15 protein-coding genes are annotated in these 25755 nt (G+C 63.8%); 3 read left to right on the top strand and 12 right to left on the bottom strand.

The features are described from left to right. Positions 1–14 precede the first annotated feature (14 nt). Positions 15–4283 (bottom strand): DEAD/DEAH box helicase, encoded by a 4269-nt coding sequence (locus CAG34_RS12365; RefSeq protein ID WP_085590247.1) that lies wholly within the window; start codon positions 4281–4283, stop codon positions 15–17. 245 nt (positions 4284–4528) lie between these two features. On the opposite strand from CAG34_RS12365, the gene CAG34_RS12360 reads away from it, so the two are divergent. Beyond that, positions 4529–4942 (top strand): NUDIX domain-containing protein, encoded by a 414-nt coding sequence (locus tag CAG34_RS12360; protein ID WP_003258026.1) that lies wholly within the window; start codon positions 4529–4531, stop codon positions 4940–4942. On the opposite strand, the gene metR is transcribed toward CAG34_RS12360, so the two are convergent. After that, positions 4926–5843: a transcriptional regulator MetR gene (gene metR / locus CAG34_RS12355; RefSeq protein WP_003258025.1), complete on the bottom strand. Its 918-nt coding sequence runs from the start codon at positions 5841–5843 to the stop codon at positions 4926–4928. The genes CAG34_RS12360 and metR overlap by 17 nt on opposite strands. Positions 5844–6039: 196 nt before the next feature. Between metR and CAG34_RS12350 the strand changes: the two genes are divergently transcribed. Beyond that, positions 6040–7035 carry an alpha/beta fold hydrolase gene (locus tag CAG34_RS12350; RefSeq protein ID WP_085590245.1) on the top strand — a complete coding sequence of 332 codons (996 nt, stop codon included), beginning with the start codon at positions 6040–6042 and terminating at the stop codon, positions 7033–7035. Between the two features lie 117 nt (positions 7036–7152). On the opposite strand, the gene CAG34_RS12345 is transcribed toward CAG34_RS12350, so the two are convergent. The 8 genes from CAG34_RS12345 to CAG34_RS12310 all read right to left on the bottom strand — a co-directional run bounded on the left by CAG34_RS12345 (position 7153) and on the right by CAG34_RS12310 (position 18501). Further along, positions 7153–7488, bottom strand: coding sequence for a GlpM family protein (locus tag CAG34_RS12345; protein WP_013973973.1), 336 nt, complete (start codon positions 7486–7488; stop codon positions 7153–7155). Between the two features lie 26 nt (positions 7489–7514). Then, a complete protein-coding gene (locus tag CAG34_RS12340) occupies positions 7515–8843 on the bottom strand; it encodes a sigma-54 dependent transcriptional regulator (protein WP_046614764.1) in 1329 nt (442 codons plus the stop codon). Next, positions 8840–10744 carry an ATP-binding protein gene (locus CAG34_RS12335; RefSeq protein WP_025340401.1) on the bottom strand — a complete coding sequence of 635 codons (1905 nt, stop codon included), beginning with the start codon at positions 10742–10744 and terminating at the stop codon, positions 8840–8842. The genes CAG34_RS12340 and CAG34_RS12335 overlap by 4 nt, the downstream gene beginning before the upstream one ends. 73 nt (positions 10745–10817) lie before the next feature. Then, a complete protein-coding gene (locus CAG34_RS12330) occupies positions 10818–11552 on the bottom strand; it encodes an amino acid ABC transporter ATP-binding protein (protein WP_003258023.1) in 735 nt (244 codons plus the stop codon). After that, positions 11549–12220 carry an amino acid ABC transporter permease gene (locus tag CAG34_RS12325; protein ID WP_075046155.1) on the bottom strand — a complete coding sequence of 224 codons (672 nt, stop codon included), beginning with the start codon at positions 12218–12220 and terminating at the stop codon, positions 11549–11551. Before CAG34_RS12325 ends, CAG34_RS12330 begins: the two co-directional genes overlap by 4 nt. Further along, positions 12221–12967, bottom strand: coding sequence for an amino acid ABC transporter permease (locus tag CAG34_RS12320; RefSeq protein ID WP_025340399.1), 747 nt, complete (start codon positions 12965–12967; stop codon positions 12221–12223). 142 nt (positions 12968–13109) lie between these two features. Continuing rightward, positions 13110–14027: a glutamate/aspartate ABC transporter substrate-binding protein gene (locus CAG34_RS12315; protein ID WP_013973968.1), complete on the bottom strand. Its 918-nt coding sequence runs from the start codon at positions 14025–14027 to the stop codon at positions 13110–13112. A gap of 319 nt (positions 14028–14346) precedes the next feature. After that, the gene (locus tag CAG34_RS12310) at positions 14347–18501 is read right to left on the bottom strand and encodes an NEL-type E3 ubiquitin ligase domain-containing protein (protein ID WP_085590243.1); all 4155 of its coding nucleotides are present in this window, start codon (positions 18499–18501) and stop codon (positions 14347–14349) included. 210 nt (positions 18502–18711) lie between these two features. Between CAG34_RS12310 and CAG34_RS12305 the strand changes: the two genes are divergently transcribed. Continuing rightward, complete coding sequence (locus CAG34_RS12305) at positions 18712–23031, top strand: NEL-type E3 ubiquitin ligase domain-containing protein (protein ID WP_085590241.1); 4320 nt, start codon at positions 18712–18714, stop codon at positions 23029–23031. 76 nt (positions 23032–23107) lie between these two features. Here CAG34_RS12305 and glpD read toward each other — a convergent pair whose 3' ends face one another. Further along, positions 23108–24640 carry a glycerol-3-phosphate dehydrogenase gene (gene glpD, locus CAG34_RS12300; RefSeq protein WP_085590238.1) on the bottom strand — a complete coding sequence of 511 codons (1533 nt, stop codon included), beginning with the start codon at positions 24638–24640 and terminating at the stop codon, positions 23108–23110. Between the two features lie 252 nt (positions 24641–24892). Then, positions 24893–25648: a DNA-binding transcriptional repressor GlpR gene (gene glpR, locus CAG34_RS12295; RefSeq protein WP_025340394.1), complete on the bottom strand. Its 756-nt coding sequence runs from the start codon at positions 25646–25648 to the stop codon at positions 24893–24895. Positions 25649–25755 lie beyond the last annotated feature (107 nt).

Below are 25755 nucleotides of genomic sequence, written 5' to 3'. Positions count from 1 at the left end.
CCGCAAAAAAGCATTCAGATAGTGTCGCGCAGCAGCTTCTGCCGCCAGCTTTCCTGCTCTTGTGCCGGCGCTTCGACCAGGTACGAATAGTGCCCGGCCACCCGCACCGCCACCGGCACCCCGTCGCGATACAACAGGCGGTTGCCACTCACCGCCGGCACTTTCGCCCCCGGCAGCAGCGACCCGACCAGGTTCAGCGGGTCACTGGCGCTTACCACCACCAGTGCCCCGTCCAATTCACGCTTGCGCACCTGCCGCAGCAGCCCCACCGCCTCCGGCAGGGCGAACTGTTCGCCGGCCAGCCCGGCAATGAAACGCCCGCCACGAATCTCGCCACGCGCTTCCAGCCTGTGATAGCAGCGCAGCAGTTCGCGCCAGGGCGGCAGCACATCGCTTTCGCGCTCCAGCAGGCGCCAGCACACCACGCCATAGCGCCGAAGCAGGGCCCGGGCGATGTGCTCCAGGCGCTGGCTGTCGTCTACAGCGCCCCTGCGCAGCAAGGCCCAGCGCCCGGCATGGGACATGCTGCTGGACAGCGGCGGGTGGCCGCGTCGGCTGTTGCGCGATGTGCGTTTCGCCGCCGGGGTGATCAGGCTGCGCAGGCCGGTGAAGCTGTCGGCCCCTACCAGGCCTGCGCCTACCAGCTCTTGCAAGGCCGTTTCCAGTTCGCTGGGCAGCAGGTGGGCATCGTGTTTCAGCTCGTCGAAGAACAGCGCGCCATGTGCGTTCAGCACCTCGTGGACGCGTTGCGCCCGTGCGCCGAGGCTATCCAAGGCTGGCACGGGAGCAAGACTGCGCCACAACCCAAGATGCTCGCGCGGCAACAGCACCAGCGGTGTGCTCGACAAGGTGTTGCTCGACACGGTCGCCGCCAGCCGGCTCCAGGCGAACTGCCCGCTACGGCAGGCATCGTCGAGCCAGTGCGGGCTGTAGTCCTTGATACGTGCCGGCAGCAGTTCGGCCTCCCAGGCTCCGGCTGCACTCGGGAACCCTTGCAACTGGCCAAGTACCTCGGCCACGGCTTGCGGGCCGCGCAGGCGCGTGTCGTCAGCCAGGTGCTGCCAGTCGAACAGAAAGCGCACGAAGTCCTGCAGGCTGACCGGCTCGATCTCCCGACGCAGGCGTTTGACCGTGTAGCGGTGGATGCGCGCCAGCAAATGGCGCTCGCACCACTGCAATTCGCTTGCGCCGGGGCTGAAATGCCCACGCAGCACATAGCCTTCGGCCTCCAGGCGGGCCAGGGCCTGTTCGATGGCCGGCAGCGGTTTGCCAAGTGCTGCCGCAATCTGCGCACGGGTCAGCGGGCCATGGCCGCTAAGGCGGGCTCGCAGCAGCTCGACCAGCGCAATGTCTGGCTCGATGGCCTGATCGAAGCCTGGCAGTGCCTGCAACGCAGGTTCCACCCGGGAGCCGGGATACAGCACTTGCAGCAGGCTCAACCGCTCACGCGCCAACCACAGCTTTTCATCCACCAGGCGCAAGGCCCGGCCGGCCTTGGCCAACTGCCTGAGCAGCAGCTCCCAGCTGGCATTGCCTTGCACTTCGCCCTGGCTGATGGCCCCCAGGCCCATCAACGCTTCATGCATTTCGTCGGCATTGCCCGGTTGCGGCCAGGCCTCGGCTGCGACGGCGGCAATGGCATCGGCGTCCAGCGCGCCCAGGTCGTCGCCGCTCTGCACTTCGCTCCAGCGCCGGTTGAGCACCGCCTGAGTGCGCCGTTCTTCCAACGGGGCGTCATCCAGGAAGGCATAGGGCCGTGCATTGAGGATGGCCGCCGCCAGCGGCGAAGGGGCGGGCAGGTCGCGGCACAGCAGGCGCACCGTGCCGCTTTCCATACGCCGCAAAAGCGCCAGCCAGCCTTCGCTGTCCATCGCCTCGTGCAGGCAGTCGTCGAGGGTTTGCTCGACCAGCGGATGATCGGGAATCTGCCGCTCGCCGACGATGTTCTCCAGGCAGGCGATCTGATCGGGGAATACGGCGGCAATCAGGTCTTCACTCTTCATCCGCTGGATCTGTGGTGCCACCTTGCGACCGCCGACAAAGCGCGGCAGGGCCATGGTCACGCTGGCGTTCCAGCGCCAGCGCACGCCAAACAGCGGCGCATCGAGCAGCGCCTGGACAAGGATCGGCTCGGCGCTGCGGCTGTTCAGGTAACGCCACACGTCGTCCAGTTCGAAACTGTGGCTGGAGGACAGCGACAGCACGATGGCGTCCTCGCTGGCCGCCGCCTGCAACTCGAAGTTGAAGGTGCGGCAGAAGCGCTTGCGCAGGGCCAGGCCCCAGGCGCGGTTGATGCGGCTGCCGTAGGGCGAATGGATGATCAGCTGAGTACCGCCGGACTCATCGAAGAAGCGCTCCATCACCAGCGTGTCCTGCGAGGGCAGGGCGCCGAGCACTTCGCGGGTGCGGGCCAGGTAGTCGAGCAACTGGCCAGCGGCGGCTTCGTCCAGTTCGAAGGTAGCCTGCAACCATGCCAGCACCTCGGCCTGGTTGTTGTCAGCCAGCTGTTGATCGATCTGCGCCTGCAGCCGGGCCACTGCGGCAGACAGCTCATCGCTGCGCCCCGGCGCCTCTCCCAGCCAGAACGGGATGGTCGGTGGCAGGCCCTGGGCATCCTCCACCCGCACCCGGCCCGGTTCTACGCGCAGGATGCGATAGGAAGCATTTCCCAGCTGGAAGATATCGCCGGCGATGCTTTCCACGGCAAAGTCTTCGTTGACGCTGCCGATGTTCAGCGCCTGCGGTTCGAGCAGCACGGCGTAGTCGGCGTTGTCGGGGATGGTGCCGCCGCTGGTCAGGGCGGTCAGCTGGCTGCCGCGGCGGCCACGCAGGGTACCGCTCACCGCATCGCGGTGCAGGTAGGCACTGCGCACGCCCTGGCGGCCGTTATAGCCCTCGGCGAGCATGCGCAGCAGGGCCTGGTAATGTTGCTGGTCGAGGTCGGTGTAGGGTGTGGCCTGGCGCAGGCAGTCGAACAGGGCCTGTTCGTGCCAGGGCTGGTTGCTGGCTTCGGCGACGATCTGCTGGGCCAGCACGTCCAGCGGCGCCCGGGGAATGTGCAGTTCATCCAGCTCGCCCCGGCGTATGCAGTCGAGCAGGGCCACGCATTCGATCAGGTCATCGCGCGAGGTCGGGAACAAGCGTCCCTTGGGCACGCCATCGACCTGGTGTCCGGCGCGGCCGACCCGCTGCAGCAAGGCTGCGATCGAGCCTGGCGAAGCGATCTGGCACACCAGGTCGATGTCGCCGATATCGATGCCCAGCTCCAGCGATGCAGTGGCCACCAGCACCTGCAGTTGGCCGTTCTTCAGGCGTTGTTCGGCATCCAGGCGTAGCTCCTTGGCCAGGCTGCCGTGGTGCGCGGCAACCGCCTCCTTGCCCAGGCGGTCGCTGAGGTGGCGGGTGATGCGCTCGGCCAGGCGTCGGGTGTTGACGAACACCAGGGTGGTGCGATGTTCGCGCGCCAGGGTGGCCAGGCGGTCATAGACCAGGCCCCAGACATCGGTGGCCATCACTGCACCCAGCGGCACTGGCGGCACCTCGATGGCCAGGTCGCGCTGCCGAGCATGGCCGACATCGACGATTGCGCAGGGGCGGCCGTTGCCGACCAGAAATTGCGCCACCCGCTCGACCGGGCGTTGCGTGGCCGACAGGCCGATGCGCCGCAACGGCCGGTTGCACAGGGCCTGCAGGCGCTCCAGGGTCAGTGCCAGGTGGGCGCCGCGCTTGTTGCCTGCCAGGGCATGGATTTCGTCGACGATCACCGTGTGCACGCTGGCCAGGCCTTTACGGCCAGAAGCCGAGCCCATCAGCACATAGAGCGATTCGGGGGTGGTCACCAGGATGTGCGGCGCCAGCTTGCGCATGGCGGCACGCTCCTTCTGCGGGGTGTCGCCGCTGCGCACGGCGGTGGTGATGCGCGGGGCGTTCAGGCCCTGGTCCGCGATGGCCTGGCTGATGCCTTCGAGTGGGGCTTGCAGGTTCAGGCGGATATCGTTGGACAGCGCCTTGAGTGGCGAAACGTAGACCACCTGGGTTTGCGCTGGTAGCTCGCCCTGGTGCTCCAGGCCTTGGCGGAACAGTTCGTCGAGCACGGCCAGGAACGCGCTGAGGGTCTTGCCCGAACCGGTCGGCGCGGCCAGCAGCATCGACTGGCCCGCATGGATCAACGGCCAGGCCTGGGCCTGGGCATCGGTCACCGTGGCGAAGTGGCGACGGAACCAGGTGCGCACGGCGGGGTGGAACAGCTCGAGCACCGGGTGGTGTTTGGCGGGCAGGTTCATGTGTTGGTTATGGAGGGTGTGGGGCGGGTTGGCAAGGGGCCGTTCGTCTGCCAGATCTGCTATGACCTGTGCCGGCCTCTTCGCGGGTAAACCCGCTCCCACAGGTACTGCGCCGCTCTCTGGCCTTGTGGTGCACTTGTGGGAGCGGGTTCACCCGCGAAGAGGCCGGCACAGGAAACACTGGCCTTGTCAGGCCAGGAACCCCATGGGATCCTCCCCGGCCATTGTTTCAGGTGAGCCCACCCATGCCCAACACCATCCGCATCGCCGCCGCCCTGCTGATCGACCCCCAAGGCCGCACCCTGCTGGTACGCAAACGCGGCACCCAGGCCTTCATGCAGCCCGGTGGCAAGATCGATGCTGGCGAAACCCCGGTGCAGGCGCTGGTGCGCGAGCTGCATGAGGAACTGGGCCTGCACATCGACCCGGCCCAGGCCGTGCACCTGGGCCAGTTCAGCGCCCCGGCCGCCAACGAGCCGGGCTTCGAGGTACAGGCCGAACTGTTCCGCGTCGACAGCGCCGCAGCCGTGCTGCCGGCCGCGGAGATCGAGGAGGTGGTGTGGCTGGCCGCTGACCAGGCACCCGCCATGCAGCTGGCACCCCTGACCCGCGACCTGATCCTGCCGCTATACCGCCAGGCCGTCAGCGCACCGCGCTGACACCATCGAGGGTGGCGAACGAGGTGTCCTTCGCCGTCAGCAGGAAGTCGCGCATGTATGGCGCATCGAGCATGTCGGTGCGCACGGCGGCATAAAGCGTGGCGAACAGGCCTTTTTCACCCAGGCGCTTGCCCTTCACATACCCGCGCGAACTGTACTCGTGCAGCGCCCAGTGCGGCATGCCGCACACGCCACGGCCGCTGGCCACCAGTTGCATCATCATCACCGTCAGCTCCGAGGTGCGCACGGCGGCGGGCTCGATGTCGGCCGGCTCCAGGAAGCGGGTGAAGATGTCCAGGCGGTCGCGCTCCACCGGGTAGGTGATCAGGGTCTGGTCAAGCAGGTCCTGCGGCACGATGTAGGGCTTGCTGGCCAACGGATGCTGGTTGGCCACCGCCAGCATCGCCTCGTAGGTGAACAGCGGCACGTAGGTGATGCCCGCCAGGTCCAGCGGGTCGGAGGTCACCACCAGGTCGAGGTCACCGCGGGCCAGGGCCGGCAGTGGGGCGAAGGCAAAGCCGGAGGCCAGGTCCAGCTCCACCTCCGGCCAGGCGTCACGGAACTGGTCGATGGTCGGCATCAGCCACTGGAAGCAGCTGTGGCATTCGATGGCCATGTGCAGGCGCCCGGCGGTGCCACCGGCCAGGCGCGCGATGTCACGTTCGGCGCCGCGCAGCAGCGGCAGGGTGGCATCGGCCAGTTGCAGCAGGCGCAACCCGGCGCTGGTGAAGCGGATCGGCTTGGTCTTGCGCACGAACAGCGGCAGGCCCAGGCGCTCTTCCAGCTCCTTGAACTGGTGCGACAGCGCCGACTGGGTCAGGTGCAGGCGCTCGGCGGCCTCCACCAGGCTGTCGGCCTCGCGCAGGGCATGAAGGGTTTTCAGGTGACGGATCTCCAGCACAGCTGACTCCGGTGTGTGGACTTGAGGAAACAGGGAATGAGTTGAGTTTCCCTCATGTTGCCGCGCCTGTCGACTGGGCGTACCGCCGCACCGCCTGGCGGGAGTCATCAAACTGTCACTGAACTGTGGCAGCGCGCCCGAACAGAATTCATCAGACTCGCGCTCTACTGGGGATTTGCATTCTGGTGTTTCTTTCATGCGGGCTTTTTGGCTTTTTCTTTTCTTTGTATTCGGCGTACCTGCGAGTTTCGCTGAACAGCGTTGTGACGCCCACGTGCCGGTGCAGCGTGCCGAACTGGGCGCGGTCAGCCTGGTGTATCAGAGCGTCGGTGCGCCACGCGACCCGGCCTTGCTGCTGGTGATGGGCCTTGGCGGGCAGCTGATCCACTGGCCGGACGACGTGGTCGAAGCGTTGTGCCGCCAGGGCTTTCGGGTGATTCGCTATGACAACCGCGATGTCGGCCTGTCACGCTGGAGCCAGCTGCCACCGTCGGCCAACCTCGCGGTCGAACTGCTGCGCTACAAGCTGGGCTTGCCGGTGGCTGCGCCCTATACGCTGACCGACATGGCGGACGATGGCCTGCGCCTGATGGATGCGTTGGGCGTGCGCCAGTTTCATGTGCTGGGGGTGAGCATGGGCGGCATGATTGCCCAGCACCTGGCCGCCATGGCGCCCGAGCGCGTGCGCAGCCTGACGCTGGTCATGTCCAGTTCAGGGGCAGCGGGGTTGCCGGCGCCGGATCCGGCGCTGGTGCAGTTGCTGGCCCGGCGCAGCGCGCCGAACCGCGAAGTGGCCATCGAACAGCAGGCCGACCTGCTGGCGGCGCTGGGTAGCCCCGAGGTGCGTGACGACCGTGCGGCCTTGCTGCAGCAGGCGGCGGTGGCCTATGACCGGGCGTTCAACCCGGAGGGGGCCAAGCGCCAGATCATGGCGATACTGGCCGAGCCGAGCAGGGTCGAGTTGCTGAACCAGTTGCGGGTGCCGACCCTGGTGGTGCATGGCACGGCCGACCCGTTGCTGCCGGTGATGCATGGCGTGCACCTGGCGGCGCATATCCAGGGCAGCCAGCTGCGCTTGATACCGGGGTTGGCGCACCGCTTCCAGGAGCCGTTCAAGGCGCCGTTGCTGGGGGCGGTGTTGCCTTACCTGCAGGCACATCGGCAGGATGTCACGCATATCGCAGGGCTCTGAATCGGCGTTGGCCTCTTCGCGGGCACGCCCGCTCCCACAGGGAATGCACCCGCTTTCAATCATGTGCAATACCTGTGGGAGCGGGCGTGCCCGCGAAGAAGTCTACGCCGATGCAACTCAGTGCATCCGCACCCACAAGGTCACCAACACGGTCGCGGCCATCAGCCAGGCCACCGTGGCCAATGCCAGCGATGCCTCCAGGCGCATGCGGTCGACCAGTACATACAAGGTCGCCAGATACACGAAGTACGGAATGATCGACCACATGCCGAACAGGATGGTGGTCTTCAGGTCGGCAATGCTGCGCCCTTTGCCGACGATGTAGTGGGCAATCAGGGCGAAGGTGGGGAACAGCGGCACCAGCCCGGCGATGTAGTAATTGCGCGTCTTCGACAGCACCGCCAGCAGCACCACCACGCCAGCGCCCAGGGCAGCTTTGAATACCAGGTCCACGTTGTCTTTCCAGGTTGGGGTTGAAGTCAGCCGAGGCCGTATTTCTTCACTTTGTCGAACAGCGTGGTCTTGGCCATGCCCAGCTCCTGGCTGGCCTGGCTCAGGTTGCCGCCGGTACGTTGCAGGGCATCGCCGAGCAGGTTGCGCTCGAACGCTTCCACCGCTTCGGCAAAGCCCAAACCTTGGCTGGCACCACCGCTGGGGCCTTTCTTGAACGCTGGCAGGCCGAGGGCATAGCGTTCGGCGACGTTGCGCAGTTCACGCACGTTGCCCGGCCAGTCGTGGGCCATCAGGCGCGACAAGGTCTGGCTGTCCAGCGCAGGCGTTTCGCGGTCGAAGCGCAGGGCCGACTGCTGCAGGAAGTGTTCGAACAGCTGCAGGATGTCTTCGCGGCGCTCGCGCAGCGGCGGCAGCTCCAGGGTCACCACGTTCAGCCGGTAATACAGGTCGCTGCGGAACTGGCCGCTCTGGCCCATGGCATCCAGGTCGGACTTGGTGGCCGCGATCACCCGGCAGTCCACTGGAATGCTCTGGTTCGAGCCCAGCCGCTCCAGGGTGCGCTCCTGCAGCACGCGCAACAGCTTGATCTGCAGGTTGATCGGCATGCTCTCCACTTCGTCGAGGAACAGCGTGCCGCCGTTGGCGTGTTCGATCTTGCCGATGCGGCGTTTGCCGGCACCGGTGAAGGCGTTGGCTTCGTGGCCGAAAATCTCGCTTTCGAACAGGTTTTCCGGCAGGCCGCCACAGTTCAGTGCCACGAACGGCTGGCCCTGGCGGCGGCTGAAGTCGTGCAGGCAGCGGGCGACCAGTTCCTTGCCGGTACCGGTTTCGCCTTCGATCAGCACGTTGGCCGAGGTATCGGCGACGTTGGCGATCAGTTCGCGCAGGTGCTCCATGGCCGGCGAGCGGCCAATGATGCGCCCCTCCAGGCTGCTTTGTTCGGCCAGCTGGCGGCGCAGGGCCACCACTTCGCGCGACAGCCCGCGCTGCTCAAGGGCGCGGCGCACCACGTCGACCAGGCGCTCCGGGGAGAAGGGTTTTTCCATGAAGTCGTAGGCGCCATTGCGCATGGCGCCGACCGCCATGTCGATATCGCCGTGGCCGGTGATCAGTACCACCGGCAGGCTGCGGTCGCGGGCCTTGAGGCGGTTGAGCAGCTCCAGGCCATCGATGCCCGGCAGGCGGATATCGCTGACGACGATGCCGGCGAAGTCGTCGCCGATGCGCTCCAGCGCCTGCTCGGCGCTGCCCACGCCTTCGCAGGCGATGTCTTCCAGGGCCAGCGCCTGTTGGCAGCCGAGCAGCACATGCGGGTCGTCTTCGACGATCAGGACGGTAAGAGGCGCTTGGTTCATGGGTGCTCTGCCGATTCGCTAGGGGGTGAGACCAGAGGCAGGGCCAGGACGAAGGCCGTGCCGCCGCTGGCGGGGTGCTCGACGTTGAGGCTGCCCTTGGCGGCGGCGGCAAGGCTCGCCGACAGGGTCAGGCCCAGGCCCAGGCCGTGTTCGCCCGGTTTGGTGGTGAAGAAAGGTTCGAACAGGTGCTTGCGCGCCTCGGCGTCGATGCCGTGGCCATTGTCGCGCACCTGCAAACGGTACTTGTCGCCCTGCAGCTCGCCTTCCAGCCACAGTTGCGGCAGCGGCTGGGCGGCCATGGCATCCAGGGCGTTGCCGATCAGGTTGACCAGGATCTGCTCCAGGCGGGTCTGGTCGATGGCCAGCTGCTGGTCCTCGAACTGATTGTGCAGCTGCAGGTGACAGGCGCTGATGCGGTTGGCCAGCACCTGCAGGGTAGCGTCCACCGCCTTGGCCAGCGAGGCCTGGCCGCTGTCGTCACTGCGTCGGGCGAACGAGCGTAGGCTGGCGGTGATGCGGCCCATGCGGTCGATCAGGTCGTTCATGGTGCGCAAGTTGGTGCTGGCGGTTTCCAGTGCCCCGCGCTCGAGGAAGCGCACGGTGTTGCCGGACAGCGTGCGCAGCGCGGCCAGTGGCTGGTTCAGTTCGTGGGCAATGCTGGTGGACATCTGCCCGATGGCGGCCAGCTTGCCGGCCTGTACCAGCTCATCCTGGGCGTGCCGCAAGGTCTGCTCGGCATGCCGGCGCTCGCGAATCTGGCCCTTGAGGCGTTCGTTGCTGGCACGCAGGTCGGCCGTGCGTTCGGTAATCCGTCGCTCCAGCTGGCTGTTGGCTTCCTGCAGGGCCTCGCGGGCTGCCAGGCGGGTGGCGATGACCTTGCGCCGTTCGTTCCAGGCGATGCCGAGGATCGCCAACAAGGCGAAGGCCACGCCCACCAGGATGCCCTGTACCATGGATTCGCGGCGCAGGTCCTGCAGCGGGGTCAGCAGGGTGAAATGCCAGGGCGTGTCGACCAGGCGCCGGGTCTGGGCCAGGTAGGCCATTTCGCGGGCCTTGCCCTGTGCGGTTTCGCTGTTGGCCGGGAAGGTCAGCTTTTCCACACCGTCGGCCAGGGTTTCACGGGCCAGGGGCTGCAGCTCGTTCAGCGGCCACCAGTAGTATTGCAGGCTACGGGCCAGGCGCTCCTTGATCTGCGGGGTCAGCGGGCGTACCGACTTCAGGCGCCGGGCCGGGTCGCTGGAGAGGATGATGATGCCGTTCTCGTCGCTGACGAACGCTTCCAGGCGGGCACGCTGCCAGCGCTCCTCGAGGGTGTCCAAGCGCACTTTGATCACCGCCACGCCAATGATCTTGCCGTGCTCCTCCAGGCCGTGGGCCAGGTAATAGCCGGCCTCGCCGGTGGTGCTGCCGATCCCGTAGAAACGCCCGGGTTCGCCGCGCACGGCGGTCTGGAAGTAGGCACGGAATGAAAGGTCTTCGCCGAGGAACGAGTCGGCATCGCGCCAGTTGCTGGTGGCCTGGACCCGGCCATTGGTGTCGAGGACGAAGATGGCCCGGCTGCGGCTGCGCCGGTTCAGGCCTTCGAGGTATTCGTTGACGATCTGCCGCGAGCCGCCATCAGGGTCGGTGAGCAGGTGCGAGACGCTGTCTTCCAGTTCCAGCAGGCTCGGCAGGTAGGTGTACTTGCTGATTTCGCTCTCGACCGTGCGCGCGTGCAGCTCCAGCTGGCGCTCGCCGTTTTCGCTGAGGGTGCGGATACCGTTGCTCTCGCTGATCAGGTAGCCAGCCATTCCCAGGCCGACCATCAGCAGGATGATCAGTGGCGGCAACAGCAATTGGCGGAGCAGGCGGGATTTCACGGCAGGCTTGGCAGGGAGAAGAAGCGAAGGATCGCATTTCATCACAGTGGCCTTGTCACGACCAGCGCCTGCTGCCCGAAAGGGCAGCGGCGCCGACCGCTTCATTGAAGCAAAATCAGTGTTGCAGGATCTTGCTGAGGAAGTGCTGGGTACGCTCGTGGCGGGCGCTCGGGTTGCCGAAGAAGTCTTCCTTCTGGCAATCCTCGATGATGTTGCCCTTGTCCATGAAGATCACGCGGTTGGCCACCTTGCGGGCGAAGCCCATTTCGTGGGTCACGCACATCATGGTCATGCCTTCGTGGGCCAGTTCGACCATCACGTCCAGTACTTCGTTGACCATTTCCGGGTCCAGCGCCGAGGTCGGTTCGTCGAACAGCATGACGATCGGGTCCATCGACAGGGCGCGGGCGATCGCCACGCGCTGCTGCTGGCCGCCGGACAGCTGGCCGGGGTGCTTCTTGGCGTGGGCACCGAGGCCGACACGGTCGAGCAGGGCCAGGCCCTTCTTGGTCGCCTCCGCTTCGCTGCGGCCAAGCACCTTGCGCTGGGCAATGGTCAGGTTCTCGGTGATGGACAGGTGCGGGAACAGCTCGAAGTGCTGGAACACCATGCCGACGCGCGAACGCAGCTTGGGCAGGTTGGTCTTGGGGTCGGCGATCGAGGTGCCGTCGACCACGATGTCACCTTTCTGGAACGGCTCCAGGGCGTTGACGCACTTGATCAGGGTGGACTTGCCCGAGCCCGACGGGCCGCATACCACCACCACTTCACCCTTCTTGACCTCGGTGCTGCAGTCGGTCAGTACCTGGAAGTCCCCGTACCACTTGTTGACGTTCTTGATGGAAATCATACGGTGATCCTTTTTTGCAGGCGCTTGACCAGCCACGAAGCGGAGAAGCTGATGAGGAAGTACACGACACCGGCGAAGATCAGGAACTCATGGGAGCGCCCGATGATGTCGCCGTTGGAGCGTGCCGAGTTGAGGAAGTCCACCAGGCCCACGGTGTATACCAGCGAGGTGTCCTGGAACAGGATGATGCTCTGCTGCAGCAGCAGCGGGGTCATCTTGCGGAAGGCCTGGGGCAGGATGATCAGGCGCATGGTCTGGCCGTAGGTCATGCCCAGCGCCTGGGCGGCGCCCATCTGGCCCTTGGAGATCGACTGCACGCCGGCGCGGACGATTTCGCAGAAGTACGCGGCCTCGAACATCATGAATGCCACCACGCAGGAGGTGAAGGCACCCACCGGGGTGTCCTCGCCGGTGATCCAGCGCAGCACGAACGGTACCGCCAGGTAGAACCAGGTAATTACCAGCAGCAGCGGGATCGAGCGGAAGTAGTTGACGTAGGCGCCGGCCACGTTCGACAGCAGCTTGCTCGACGACAGGCGCATCAGGGCCAGGATGGTCCCCAGCACAATGCCGCCGACCACGCCCATGACCATCAGCTGCAGGGTCATGACCATGCCTTCCCACAGGGCAGGCAGGGCCGGGATGATTTCGCTGAAATCCATGTCCATTTATTTGCCCCCTACGGAAATCAGGCCGGGCACCGAGACTTTCTTCTCGACCATGCGCATCAGCAGCATCAGGCCCATGTTCAGGGTGAAGTAGATCAGCGTGGCCAGGGTGAAGGCCTCGAACAGGTTGGCCGAGAATTCGGCGGTCTGCTTGGTTTGTGCCAGCAGTTCCATCAGGCCGATCAGCGACGCCACCGACGAGTTCTTGAACACGTTCAGGAATTCCGAGGTGAGCGGCGGAATGATGATCCGGTAGGCTTGCGGCAGCAGCACGTTGGTGTAGATCTGCGACAGGCTGAAGCCCATGGCGCGGGCGGCGGCTTCCTGGCCACGGGGCAGCGCCTGGATGCCGGTACGCACCTGTTCGCACACGCGGGCGGCGGTGAACAGGCCCAGGCAGATGACCACGCTGATCAGCGCCGAGGTGGTCGGGTTGAGGTCCTGCTTGAACCATTCCTGCAGGCCTTCTGGCAGCAGGTCCGGCACCAGGAAGTACCAGATGAACAGCTGCACCAGCAGCGGTACGTTGCGGAACAGCTCCACGTAGGCGGTGGCGATACCTGCTACCACACGGTTCGGCACGGTACGCATGACACCGAGGACCGAGCCCAGCAGCAAGGCGATGATCCAGGCGGAGATGGCGATGGCGATGGTCCAGCCCAGGCCGGTGACATACCAGTCCAGATAGGTTTCGCTGCCCACGCCGGTGGACTTGAAGAACACGCCCCAGTCCCAGTTGTAATTCATCGGGATTTCCCCTCAGACGATTGTTTCACGGGCACCTTCGAGCATCCGAGAGCGCTTGGCGCCCTCGGATGAAAGGTTAGACACTAATGAGTGGCCTGCAGTATTGATTGGTGCTGTTGAGCACCAGGCCACTATCTGAGAGTCAGGACTTCTTCTCGTCCGCAGCCTTGTCGGTCGGCTCGGCGATCAGTTTCTTAAGCTCGTCGCTCATCGGGAACTGCAGGTTCAGGCCCTTTGGCGGGATTGGCTGCTGGAACCACTTGTCGTAGCTCTTGTTGACTTCGCCCGACTTGAAGTAGCCGACGATGGCGTCATCGACCGCTTTCTTGAAGGCCGCGTCATCCTTGCGCACCATGCAGCCGTAGATTTCGTACGACTGCGGGGTACCGGTGATGACCCAGTCCGACGGCTTGCGAGCCTTGGCCATTTCGCCGGCGAGCAGGGCGTCGTCCATCATGAAGGCCACGGCGCGGCCGCTTTCGAGCATATTGAAGGCTTCACCGTGGTCCTTGGCGGAAATCACGTTCATCTTCATCTGCTTGTCGGCGTTCATCGCCTTGAGGATGCGCTCGGAGGTGGTACCGGCGGTGGTCACCACGTTCTTGCCGGCCAGGTCCGGGAAGTCCTTGTATGCCGGCTGACCGTCCTTGACCTTGGTCAGCAGGCGGGTACCGACTTCGAAGATGCCGACCGAGAAGCCGACCTGCTGCTGGCGCTCGACGTTGTTGGTGGTGGAGCCGCACTCGAGGTCCACGGTGCCGTTCTGCACCAGCGGGATGCGGGTCTGGGAGGTTACGAGGTTGTAGCGGACCTTGATGTCCGTGCCCAGCTGCTTCTTCAGGGCGTCGACGACAGCCATCTGGATGTCATGCGAGTAGCCCACGGGCTCGGGCTTGCCGGCCAGGTAGGAAAACGGGATGGAGGAGTCGCGGTGGCCCAGGGTGATGGTGCCCGAATCCTTGATCTTCTTCAGGGTGCCGGTCAGTTCTTCGGCCATGGCCGGCGAAGCGATCACAGCGGCCGCGATGGCGGCGCCCAGCAATTGACGAACGATGCGCATCAAATTTTCCTCGACGTGTTTGTTTTTTTTATGGAGCCGTTGGCGGACTCTTCGTTCAACGAATACAGAAATAAACGATTGCATTCGGCTACCAAGTGTAGAGCATGAGTCGTGCCAAGCCCTGTGTTCGATGATAACGCCGCGAATTTGCTGGGAATCAATCTTTTTTGACCATTGTATGACGGTGAGTTTCGTGCGCATTTCCGAACGAATTGTTTTCGGTCATTCGGAAATCCGAACGCATATATCGTTACACGCTGCCGCTACCAACCCGGTCAGGCCACGGTCCAGGCAGCCTGACCGGGGCAGCGTTCGTGGATCAGCGCTGAAGGGGGGGGGCCACGTCAGCCAACCTGGAACGTGCCCACGCCTCGGCCGTCAAACGGCGAATCAAAGTTGATTCTTCTGCTGCCAATTCGTGCATCAGTGATCTGGCACGTTCTTCGTAGTCGCCTTCCTGGCCCGCCGTGGCCTGCGCTTCGAGCGCTTCCATCCGATCGTGGTAAGGCCCGGCCATCGCCTCGAAACGCTCCGCATAGGTTTCACGCAGGTAGGTCTGCCAATAGGGGCGGGCGGCGAGCGCATCCAGCATGGGTAACGTCTCGTAGGTGCCCAGCACTTCCAGTTGCGCATCGTTCAGGTCTGCGGACGTCACATGCGCGTACGAAGCGAAATGCATTTCATCGGGCGGTACTGGCAGGTCGAGGGCGTCTGCAAGGCGCAAGCGATAGAACAGGCGGACTTCGATTTCATCCGGCTTGCGCCCTGCCTGGCGCAAGCGCTGGACATGGCGATTGGCAATGGCATCCAACAGGTCGAGACGATGCAACTGCTCCCCCAAGTGCAGCAAGCTTGTCTCTCTCATTGCAGCAGGTACGCCTTCGATGCCCTGATAGGCCATGACGCCGACTTCCATCTGGTTGAGCATCAGCAGCAGGCGGTCATCGCAGCTGCGTGGTCCATCGGCTTCGCGAAACAGCTGTTCGCGCAGCGCTTCGTTGTTTTCGCAGGCTTCCAGGATATGCCAGGCGCGCCGACGATAATGGCGAGGATTGTCCTGAAAGTCCTCGCTTTGGGCGAAGTCGGCCAGGAACCGGAACAGGCCTGCCGAACCAGGCTCTTCGATCAGGCGGTCCCAGGCTGCCTCGCGTTGAGCGCGCAGCAGCTCGTTCCTGGACGCTACCCAATTGGCGCGGGTGTCCTCGTCGATCACCCCATGTGTGTAGCTGGCGCTGCCCCTGCCACCGGCATCGGTGACGCCGCGCGCTTCGTCGAGGTACTCGATACTGCTTTCGCTCAAGGGGTTGTCGTGCAGGTTGAGACGCTGCAGACGCAGGCGCAGCCCGCGCATTTCCCGCTGTAGCTCGCTGATCCTGTTGTCGCGCAGATCGACATGGGCGCGCATCGTTATCAACTGGTGAATCTGGCTGATGTCTGCCTGGCCCGTGGCGCGCAGCTGCAGGTCACGCACATGCGGCAACGCCGATAGGTCAGGCAAACCATTGAGCGGGTTGTAGCTCAGTATCAGCGTATCGAGGCGCTGCAGTTGGGCCAGGCGGTTGCTTGCCGTCTGGTCCAGGGTGATCCGGTTGTTGCCAAGGTTCACGCGTCGGAGCTGGGTAAGGCTTTCGATACCCTCGGGCACCTGGGTCAGCCGGTTGCCGCTGAGGTCCAGATCGACGATGTTGGGAAAACGCCTTAGGAATTGGGCATCGATGTGTTCCAGATGCATGTCGCGCAATGTCAGCCGGCGCACATGCCCGTATTCGATGCCTGCTGGCAACGCTGGCAGTGTCGGTACGGACTCACCGTCTATGAACAACTCGTACTGGTCGTTGCCATCCACCAGCTTGCGCCGCCAGCTGCGGCGAAGGGCGTCCACGATACGGCGGCGACGGATGGCGTCGACCGGCGACTGCCAGTCGGCCTGCCAGGCCCGTAGCGTCTCGCGTAGTTCGCCAAGTTGGCGTTGCAGCATCTGATAATGGCTCCACAGGTTTTCGCCTCGCTGACGCACGGCGTTCAGGTAAGCGTCCAGTTGCAGTTCGCTCAGAGTCGGGAAGATCTGATGGATACCTTGGCGAATGGCTTGCCGGCTGCTTTCGCCGCCACCGCTCAGTGGGTATCCAAGCCTTCCATCGGCAAAGCGCCTGGGCGGCCGCAGATTGGTACCGATCCGGGGGAGCCCGAGGATTTCCGCCGTGCGTTGCCGATCCTGTACCGCGGCCACAAGGAGTTGCTGACGGAGCTGCCTGGCCTGCAAGTTGCGGTTTCCAAGCTTGGTTTTCTGCTGCTCGTCAAAGGTGCGCAGTACCGTTTCGAGCAAGGTACCGTTGGCCAGGTGATTCGCGTCATTGGCCAGCCTGTAGCCGTCTGGTTGCCGCACGATGATCGACACCTGGCTGTTCTGCGTATCTGGGCTTGCATACAACAGGCGACCTTTCTGGTGACCTTCACGCAGTTCCACACGCAATGCGGCCGGCCAGGGCGCTTGGCGCTCGATCAGCCCCATCGCCAGTTTTTCGCTGTCGGCTGTACCCAGCGCCGCCAGGCGCATGCCAAGGCAAGCCCGGTCGATACGGCTGTCCCGCTCATACCAGCGGGCACGTTCCGCCATGCCCAACGGCACACGCCCGGTTGCCTGGAGTTTTTCCAGCTGGGAGGAGCTGCTGTGCTCGATGATTTCCTGGGCACCCCTCGGTGAGAGGTACCTGAAGGCATTCATCAATGTTCTCTGCTCATCGGAAACAGCCTGGCGACGGGCGAGCAATTGCTCTTCGAAGGCCGCGCCGCGTAGCTCCGGGTGGTCGGTATGCAATGCGATACGTTCGTGGATGTCGAGCAGCCGCGCCGGCGGTGAGGCGTGTTCCTGGCACAGTTGGCGTAATTGCTCCGTGGAAAAACCGGTGACATCCAGCAACATGCTGGCGCTCGACTCCTGAAGTTCACCCAGGTGGTTGCCTTGCAACCCCTGCAGCAGTACCGACGCGTTTTCCTCGGATGGGAAGTAGTGAGGAGAGCGAGCCAGTTTGATTTTGCCTTCAGGTAGCGGCCTTGGGGCCAACCCGTCGACAAAAGGTACCCGCCGTATTGCCTTTATCGCGCCTGCGCTGGCGCCGGCTAAAACCAGGCCCTGGGCCACGGTGAACAGGTGATCCAGGGCCCCTTGGCGATCACCCAGTTGCCAGTCCTGATAGCCTTCGTAGACCTCGTCCAACATTTGCGCAGCGCTCAGCACCAGCATCAGGTCGCCTACGACGGGTACGACGAATGCAACCAGCCCCAGCAGGTCCAGCCCTGCGCTGAGCATGGCCTGCAAGCGCCTGTGCCTGCTTAGACGGTCTTCCTGATCGGTCGCTACGGCCAGGTAGGCGGCATCGTCGAAGATCCTGGTGATCAGCAACGCCTGCACGTGGGCGAACACATCACCGCTCACGGCAAGGTTGCGCCCGTCTAGTTCCGGGGTGTGCTCCTTTGGCGATGCAGCCAGGGCCCGCGAGAGCGCCTGGTCGAACTCGCTCCTGTCCTGCGCCTTGACGAAACGCCGCAGAAAGGTCTGGAACGACCGGTGTTCGAGGCGCCTGGCAAGGTCGTCGTAGAGCTCGCGCCACGAGTCGTAGAAACGCAGGCTTCGGTCAGGGTCATCAGGGATCCAGACGATAATCTCATCGAGGGCGGAATCTGGCAGCGGTCGCCATTCGAGCGCGATGATGCCGACCATGCACTTGCCCAGCACATACAGTTGGCGCGGGATCAGGCTGCCTTTGCCATGCACCGGCTGGGCAGGGGTCGCAAGCACGGGAAGCAACCGCAGCAGATCCTGCTCATCCAGTTGGCCCTTGAGCCTGCCTTCATGAAGCGCGGCTCGCATGCGCGAACGAATACCGCGCTGAAACTGCTGTTCCACCTTGATTCGCGCCTGATCCGCTGGTTGGCCTCGGCCCGCTCTGGGTTTGAGGATGCGGTTCAGAAGGGCTTGGTATCGTCCGCCGATGTCCAGCGTGCGGCACAGACTGGCAAAGCGCTCGAACGTCATCGCCAGGCGCCTGCCCTTTTCGTCCACCAGATGTGCCTTGCGCAGCCACCAGGGCTGGGTTTCGTGTGCTTCGAAGTTGTGTAGCGCGGCGGCTAGCAGGCTCTGACGTGTGGTGTAGGTGATGCTGGGTTGGTAGAGCTTTTCTGCGGCAGAGGGCAACTGAAACGCTTCGCTGACGACCACGTAGGTGGACCGAGGGTCGATCTCCCCGAGCCCTTCTGCAAGCAAGACGCCTTCGAGCAGAGGGACGGCGAACTGTTCAATATCCGGTATCGAGGCAAGCAGATGTTTGAGGCTGTCGGCTGCCTGTTGCTGTTCGCTCAAGGCCTCGCGATAGGCTTCACGGTGCTGTGCATCCGCGCGGGTCAACCAGTCAGGAAGCTGCTGCGCGATCAGATGGTCGATGGAGTCGGACGGGATACTTTCGATGGGCGGCACGTGGTGATCTCCAGGGCTGAAAAAGCCACCAGAGCATCACGCTGGGAACCTGGCTTGGCGGTAGATAGTGCTGCGCTGAGCTGCCTGTGGTGCCGCCAGGGGCGTTGACGGCCAGCCGGGAAACCAAGGTTCGAACCATGAGCATTATCTAGTGCCCATGCCCGGTGCGCAGGTGTTGAGGTGGCCGCCCATTGCCGCTGGAGACACCACATGACATCCGTTGAATTCCCCCCTGACTCGATCGATACGCTGATTGCCCGCCAGTTGCCCGATTGGCTCACGCATGCCCCAGCCGACCGACGGAGCACTTTCCTGAAGGCCTTGCGCAAACAGGAACAGACCACCCGTAACCTGGGCGAGGTGCTACACAAGATTCCATCGCTGGAAGCGTTTGCCCGGCAACTGCTTACCGCTGGCCTGCAGCAAGCCGGGGTCAGCAATGAGCAGGCGTGGCGTTGGCAGGTGTTCCAGCAGGAATCGAAGTTCCAGCCATCCGTGCAGCCGGGGATACGCAAGGCATACCCTGTCAGTTGGTCTACACGCAATTTGTTGACCGCCGCGCTGCACAACTATCACGTCAACGAGACAAAGGCTGACTCCCTGCGAAAAGCCTATTTCCTGGACGGGAATGGCAGCAGGCTGCCATTGAACTTCGAGGCGTTCGCGAAGCTGTGCCGGCAACTGGATGTGGGTGGAAGATATCAGGCCAAGCTCGATACCTACCTGAAGCCGAGTGATCCACAAGGCGCCGCGCCAGGTCAGGCCGAGCGCGAGGTACACAAACTGTTCGAAGACAATCAGCGCGCGCATTTTCAGGTCGCTGTGTACATGGCTTTGTTCAAGGGCGCGCTGGACGAACGCAGCTATCTGCAACTGTTGCCATTGTTGGCTGAAACCCCGGTGGTGCCGGCATTGCCCCAGGTGACCACGGCGCGGCAGCTCTATCTGCTGGGGAAATGCATCCGCGGTGTAGTGGCCCTTGAGGTGGCACAGGCAGGCGGCGATGGTATCGAGGGGGTCATTGCCTGGATTCCCGGCGATCCGATCACCCCTGTCGCTCGGTTTGCAACCTGGCAAGCCCTTTACGCCGCACTGGCCGTTCGTTTGCAGAGCCCGGGCTACCGTGCATTCTTCGCTCGGTTTGTCAGTGAGCGGGACAGAGGCCGTTTCTTTACCCTGTTGACCGAGCGCCTGGTGAAGAGGGCGGGTTCGGCTATCGAACTCGATGGTCGCCACCTGGCTGTCAGTGAACCGTTGTACGTACACCTGCGACGCTTGCAGATCGGCAAGATCTACGACGATGCCCGCCTGCTTGCCGTGCCCACGGGCGATGAAGACCAGCAGGCGCGCAACGAGCGGTTCAACGCCTATGCATCGCTGGGGTTGGACCTGCTCAACCTGGCGGGCCTGTTCGTGCCGGTGCTTGGGGAGGCATTGCTGGCGGTGGCTGCGGTGCAAGTGGCTTCTGAAGTCTATGAGGGCTACCAGGACTGGCGCATCGGGGACCGCGAGGGCGCGCTGGACCACCTTTTTGGTGTGGCGGAAAACGTCGCCGCCGGCCTGCTCCTTGCCAAGGGCGGCGCGGCAGTGATCCAGGGCTTGAAGCGGGTCGCCTTCGTCGATGGCCTCGTACCGTTATCTGATGGCCTGGGCAAGGTAAGGCTGTGTTCGCCAAGTCTCGAAGGATATGGCGTGGATGCTGCCGAGGCGAAATTGGCCGACGCTTCCGATTACCGTCTGCTGCGCAGTGAAGAGTCGGCCTTTCAGGTCTGGGACGATCCGCAGGAAGGGATACCGCGTCTTCGTCACCCGGACCGCGCCGAGGCATTTGCGCCGTGGGTGGAGGACAACGGCGGTGGTTGGCATCATGCGCTCGAGCAGCCTCAGCGTTGGCAGGGCGCTGCTCGCCTGATGCGGCGCCTGGCGGCGAGCCTGGCAGAAGTGCCTGATGACACGGCGCACCAGCTGTTGCAGATCACCGGCCTGAAGCTGGAGCAGCTTCGCCGGCTGCGTGTAGAGAATGCTCCGGCTCCGGGCCGTTTGCTGGACGCCTTCGAGTTCCATCAATTGCATGAGCAGATGCCATTGTTACGGGGGGCAGCGCTTGATCGCGTCTTCACCGAGCGCCAACCCAAGCCCAGTGCCGAGGCAGCTGCCGTGCTTGTGCGTGACTTCCCCACATTGTCTGCGCACGCGTTGGACGAGTTGCTTGGCCAGGCTTCTGGTGTGCAACTTGATAACCTGTCCCAAGGTCGGCGAGTACCGCTGGCGCTGGCGGAACGTGCGCGCTGGCTACTGCATGACAGTCGTCTCGATCGGGCCTGCGCCGGCGTGCGCCTGCTGCGCGCGGCCAATGCAGACAGCGAGGCCTTGGCGTTGGGGCTCGTATCGGAAGCCGCCCCGTGGCCGGAATCGGTTCGCGTGGAGCTGCGTGAGGCGCAGCTAAACGGCCGGCTCTTGATGGCTTTCGGCGCGGAGCAAGCTGCTGACGTGCGTTGCATCGTCAGAGGCGAGCAGGGATACCATCTTGCTGACGCTGCCAGCCAGAGTCTGGAGCTTTCACAAGCGCTGCTGCGCCTGCTCGAGGACGATCAGAAAGGGCTGCTCGGCGGTATCGAAGGGGAGCAGGGCCTGCGTGATTCCCTGGCTACCCTGGCCGCTGCCGACCGTGAACGGGCCGCGCGGCTGATCGGCTTGACGCCGGTCGGGCAGGGGCTGCGCCCGGTGCACAGATTTGCCGACGGGCGCATCGGGTACCCTCTCAGTGGCCGTGCCGAAAGCAGCCGGCAGGCAATCAGAAGCGGTATTCACCAGGTTTTCCCGACGTTGACCGATGAGCAGATGGACGCCTACCTGGCGGAGCTCATGCAACACTCGACAGGGCTATGGGAACACTTCAGCCAGCTCCAGCAGCAGCTTTCCCGGTTGCGGGAGGCATTGCATGGTTGGTGCGCCGAGGCTCCAGGGGTACTTGAGTATGCCAGGCGACGCAGGGTGGCCCGGCAGGTACGGCGAAGCTGGCGGCGGAAAATAACCAATCACGCCGGCGAATATGTTCTGACAATCGACGGAGAGCGGCTTGGCTCCCTGCCGGTGTTGCCCGCTGGGCTGGATTTCGGACACGTCAGCAGGCTGGTGCTGCGCAACATGAACCTGAGCGAAGTCGGTGCAGACTTCCTGTCACGTTCCGGCAACCTGATCGAGTTGGATCTCGGTGGCAATCGTCTCGAGCAAGTGCCTGTCGGGCTCGAGCGACTGGCGCGTCTGCTGCGTTTGAACCTTTCCGGCAACCGTATCGTGATGAATGTCGCCAGTGAACGGCGCCTGGCCAGCGTGGGGCGGCTGACGATGCTGGACCTGAGCCACAACCCGTTGGGGCGCGCACCTGTGCTGACTGGCTTGCACCAACTTACTGATGTTCGGCTGCGCGGCGCAGGCCTGGAGACGACGCCCGCGGACGTGATCCTGCGTGGGCATGTGGACTTGAGGGAAAACCGTATCCGCCAGTTGCGACAGGAACTGAACGGATTGGGCGAGCGATTGCAGTCGTTCAGCCTGCATGACAACCCGCTCGATGCCCAGGGCGAGGCCGCGCTTGATCTGGCTACCGGTGTTGACCGCGCTGGCATCAGGGGTGGTGGCTCGTTCCGCCATCGTGCTGTTGACCACGCTGTCCGCGATGCCTGGGTCGGCAAAGACGGCGCATTGAAAGCGCCCAGGGCCGCATTGTGGGAGTCGTTACACCAGGAGCCCGATGCGCAAGGGCTGTTCCAGTTTCTTGCGGACTTTCTCGACAGCGACGATTTTCATGAACATCCCGGTTATTTCCGTAAACGCATCTGGCGCATCCTTCAGGCATGCGAGCAACATGAGCAGCTGCGGTTGCGGGTGTTTGCCGAGGCCTCGTCCCCCCGCACCTGCGAAGACCAGATGCTGTTGATTCTGGAGCAACTGGAGTTGAGCTTGCTGGCGGAGCGGGTGAGCAGCCGTGTTCCACCGGCGGAACTGGAAGGAGGGCTGGTTCGTCTGGGGCGGCAACTGGCTCGCCTGGATGCCGTCGACCGGTTCGCCGCTGCGCACATCAGGCAGTTGCGCAGAGTGGATGCGTCGATCGTGGACGATATCGAAACGAGGCTTTTTTTCAGGCTGCGCCTGCGGCAGCCGCTTGACCTGCCAATCGTGCCGGACACGATGCACTTCGAAGAATTCGCGAGAGTCACCGAGCAGGACCTGCGCAGCGTTCAGAATAGTGTGCTGGAAATGGAAAACCGAGAGGAGCTGATCGTCTCGCTCGCCCAGCGCCCGTTCTGGGAGGTGCATGTGCGCCAGCGTTACCCGGGTCGCTTCGACGAGGTGCGGCAGCGCTTCGACCTGCGTTTGGAACAGATCGAGGCGGACCTGGCCGCGCAGCGCATCGATGAATGGACCCACGTACAACGCGGCAGAACGGTCATGAGTGATTATCAGGTTGCCGAACGTGACTTGATCAGCACTCTGGCCAGGGAAGCCTATGACCGGTTGAACCTGTGACTGCAGCGGTTACGCACCCGGTGCGCACTCACGGACGGCTTGCTCGCCGTTCCGTGGGTGCGGGCAGGCCATGGGGTCACGCTGCCTGGGTGCGCGCCTGCTGCTCTCGTTGCAGGTAGTCTGCAAGCACCTGTTGTTCGCCCGCGCTGGTGAACAGGCCCAGCTTGGTGCGGCGCCAGAGAATGTCTTCAGCGCTGCTGGCCCATTCGTTGCTGGCGAGGTAGTCCACCTCTCGAGCGAACAACCCACCACCAATTGCCTGGCCCAGGTCTTCCGGCCCTTGCACGCCATCCAGCAACTTCCATACGCGGCTGCCATAGGTCAGCACCCAGCGCCTGGCGATATCGACCGGCAACCAGCCACAGCGCGCCAGCACCGCATCGACCAGAGCCTGCACCGTGGTCATCTGCTCACCACCTGGTAGCGGCGCGCCAGCTGTCCAGCTGCCGCGCATCTGTGGGAAGTGCGGCTTGAGCTCGGCCATGGCCGACTCGGCCAGTTTGCGGTAGGTGGTCAGCTTGCCACCGAATACCGACAGCAACGGCGCTTGCCCTTCACTGGCGGACAGCGCCAGGGTGTAGTCGCGGGTGACCGCGGACGGATTGTCCGATTCGTCGTTGCACAGTGGGCGCACGCCGGAATAGGTGTGCACGATGTCGCTGCGGCTGATCTGGTGGTTGAAATGGGCGTTGACCACCTTGAGCAGATAATCGGTTTCCTGCTCGGTGATCGCGACTTTGGCGGGGTCGCCGCTGTATTCGCGATCGGTAGTGCCGATCAGCGTGAAGCGCTCCAGGTACGGGATGCAGAAGACGATGCGCTGGTCTTCGTTCTGCAGGATGTAGGCATGTTCGCCTTCGTACATGCGCGGCACGATGATATGGCTGCCCTGGATCAGGCGGATGCCATAGGGGGCATCGAGCTTGAGGTCATCCTTGATGAAGCTGGCCACCCACGGGCCGGCGGCATTGACCAGGGCACGGGCGCGAATGGTCTGCAGGCGGCCGTCAGCGTGCTGCAACTCCACCTGCCACAGGCCATCCACACGCTCCGCACGCAGGCAGCGGGTACGGGTATGGATATGGGCACCTTTTTCCCGTGCGGCCATCGCATTCAGCACTACCAGGCGGGCATCGTCCACCGCGCAGTCGGCATATTCGAAGCCACGGCTGATTGCAGGCTTGAGCGGGTAGCCCGGGCCGAAGCGCAGGCTGCGCGAAGCACCCAGGCGCTTGCGCTTGCCGAGGTGATCGTAGAGGAACAGGCCGGCGCGAATCATCCAGGCCGGGCGCAAGTGCGGGCGGTGCGGCAGCACGAAGCGCATCGGCTTGACGATGTGCGGGGCTTTGGCCAGCAGCACTTCGCGCTCGGCCAGCGCTTCACGTACCAGGCGGAACTCGTAGTGCTCCAGGTAGCGCAGGCCGCCGTGGATCAGTTTGCTGCTGGCCGACGAGGTGTGCTGGGCCAGGTCGTCCTTTTCGCAGAGGAATACCTTCAGGCCACGCCCGGCGGCGTCGGCAGCGATGCCCACGCCATTGATGCCGCCGCCGATCACGGCGAGGTCATAGCAGTCGGCGACTGGGGGCTGGGACGAAACGGGCTGGGACACGGGCAAGGCCTCCTGGGGCTGTTCACATCGAATATGAACATTGATGTTCGTTTTCGAAAATACTAGCGCAACAGAAAGCCGGTCGCCAGTCAGTCTTTATAGAAAAAACTGATCAGATGACAATGAAATGAACATTTACGAAAATTTTGGATGATCGGTTTGAAAGGTGTGGCGCCTGTGGGATCGAGCCCGGCGCGGACGACGCTCGATCTCACAGGCGCGACAAACCTTGCGGCATGCGCCTGTCAGCCCTCAAACCACCTCAAGCCGGATCTTGTACTGGTTCAGCAGCTGGGTGAGGGCGGGAGTTGGCGCCTGGTCGGTCACCAGGCAGTCGACCAGGCTGATCGAGCCCATGCGCACCATGGCGTTGCGCCCGAACTTGCTGGAGTCGGCGGCAAGGACCACTTGACGGGCATTGGCAATGATCGCTTGGGACACCCGCACTTCCTGATAGTCGAAATCGAGCAGGCTGCCGTCTTCGTCGATGCCGCTGATGCCCACCAGGGCGAAGTCGACCTTGAACTGGTTGATGAAGTCGACACTGGCCTGGCCGACAACGCCGCCATCACGGCGCACCGTGCCACCTGCCACCAGCACTTCGAAATCGTCCTTGGCGGCAAGGATCGCGGCCACGTGCAGGTTGTTGGTGATGACTTTCAGGTGGTTGTGGTTGAGCAGCGCCCGGGCGATGGATTCGGTGGTGGTGCCGATATTGATGAACAGCGAGGCATGGTCGGGAATCTGCCGGGCCACGGCTTCGGCGATGCGTTGCTTTTCGTCACGCATCTGGTCGGCGCGCATGGCGTAGGCGGTGTTCTCGATGCTCGAATCGTAGGCCGCGCCCCCGTGGTAGCGGCGTAGCAGATTGAGCTCGGCCAGCTGGTTGATATCACGGCGGATGGTTTGCGGTGTGACGACGAACAGCTGCGCCATTTCTTCGATACTGACGTAACCGCGTTCGCGCACCAGTTCGAGGATTTGTTGTTGGCGAGGGGGCAGATTCATGGGCGGTCCTTTGGGGCTGCCGGACAAATGCTGCAATGATGCCGTAGGACGCGGACTACGACCAGTAGACTATCGGGGCTGCTGTTTCACGCGATCCCTTGTGGGAG

The sequence above is a fragment of the Pseudomonas sp. B14(2017) genome, from assembly GCF_002113255.1.
Classification (GTDB): Bacteria; Pseudomonadota; Gammaproteobacteria; order Pseudomonadales; family Pseudomonadaceae; genus Aquipseudomonas; species Aquipseudomonas putida_Z.
The sequence above is the reverse complement of the archived record's forward strand: the minus strand, read 5'-3'. Positions and strand labels throughout refer to the sequence as shown.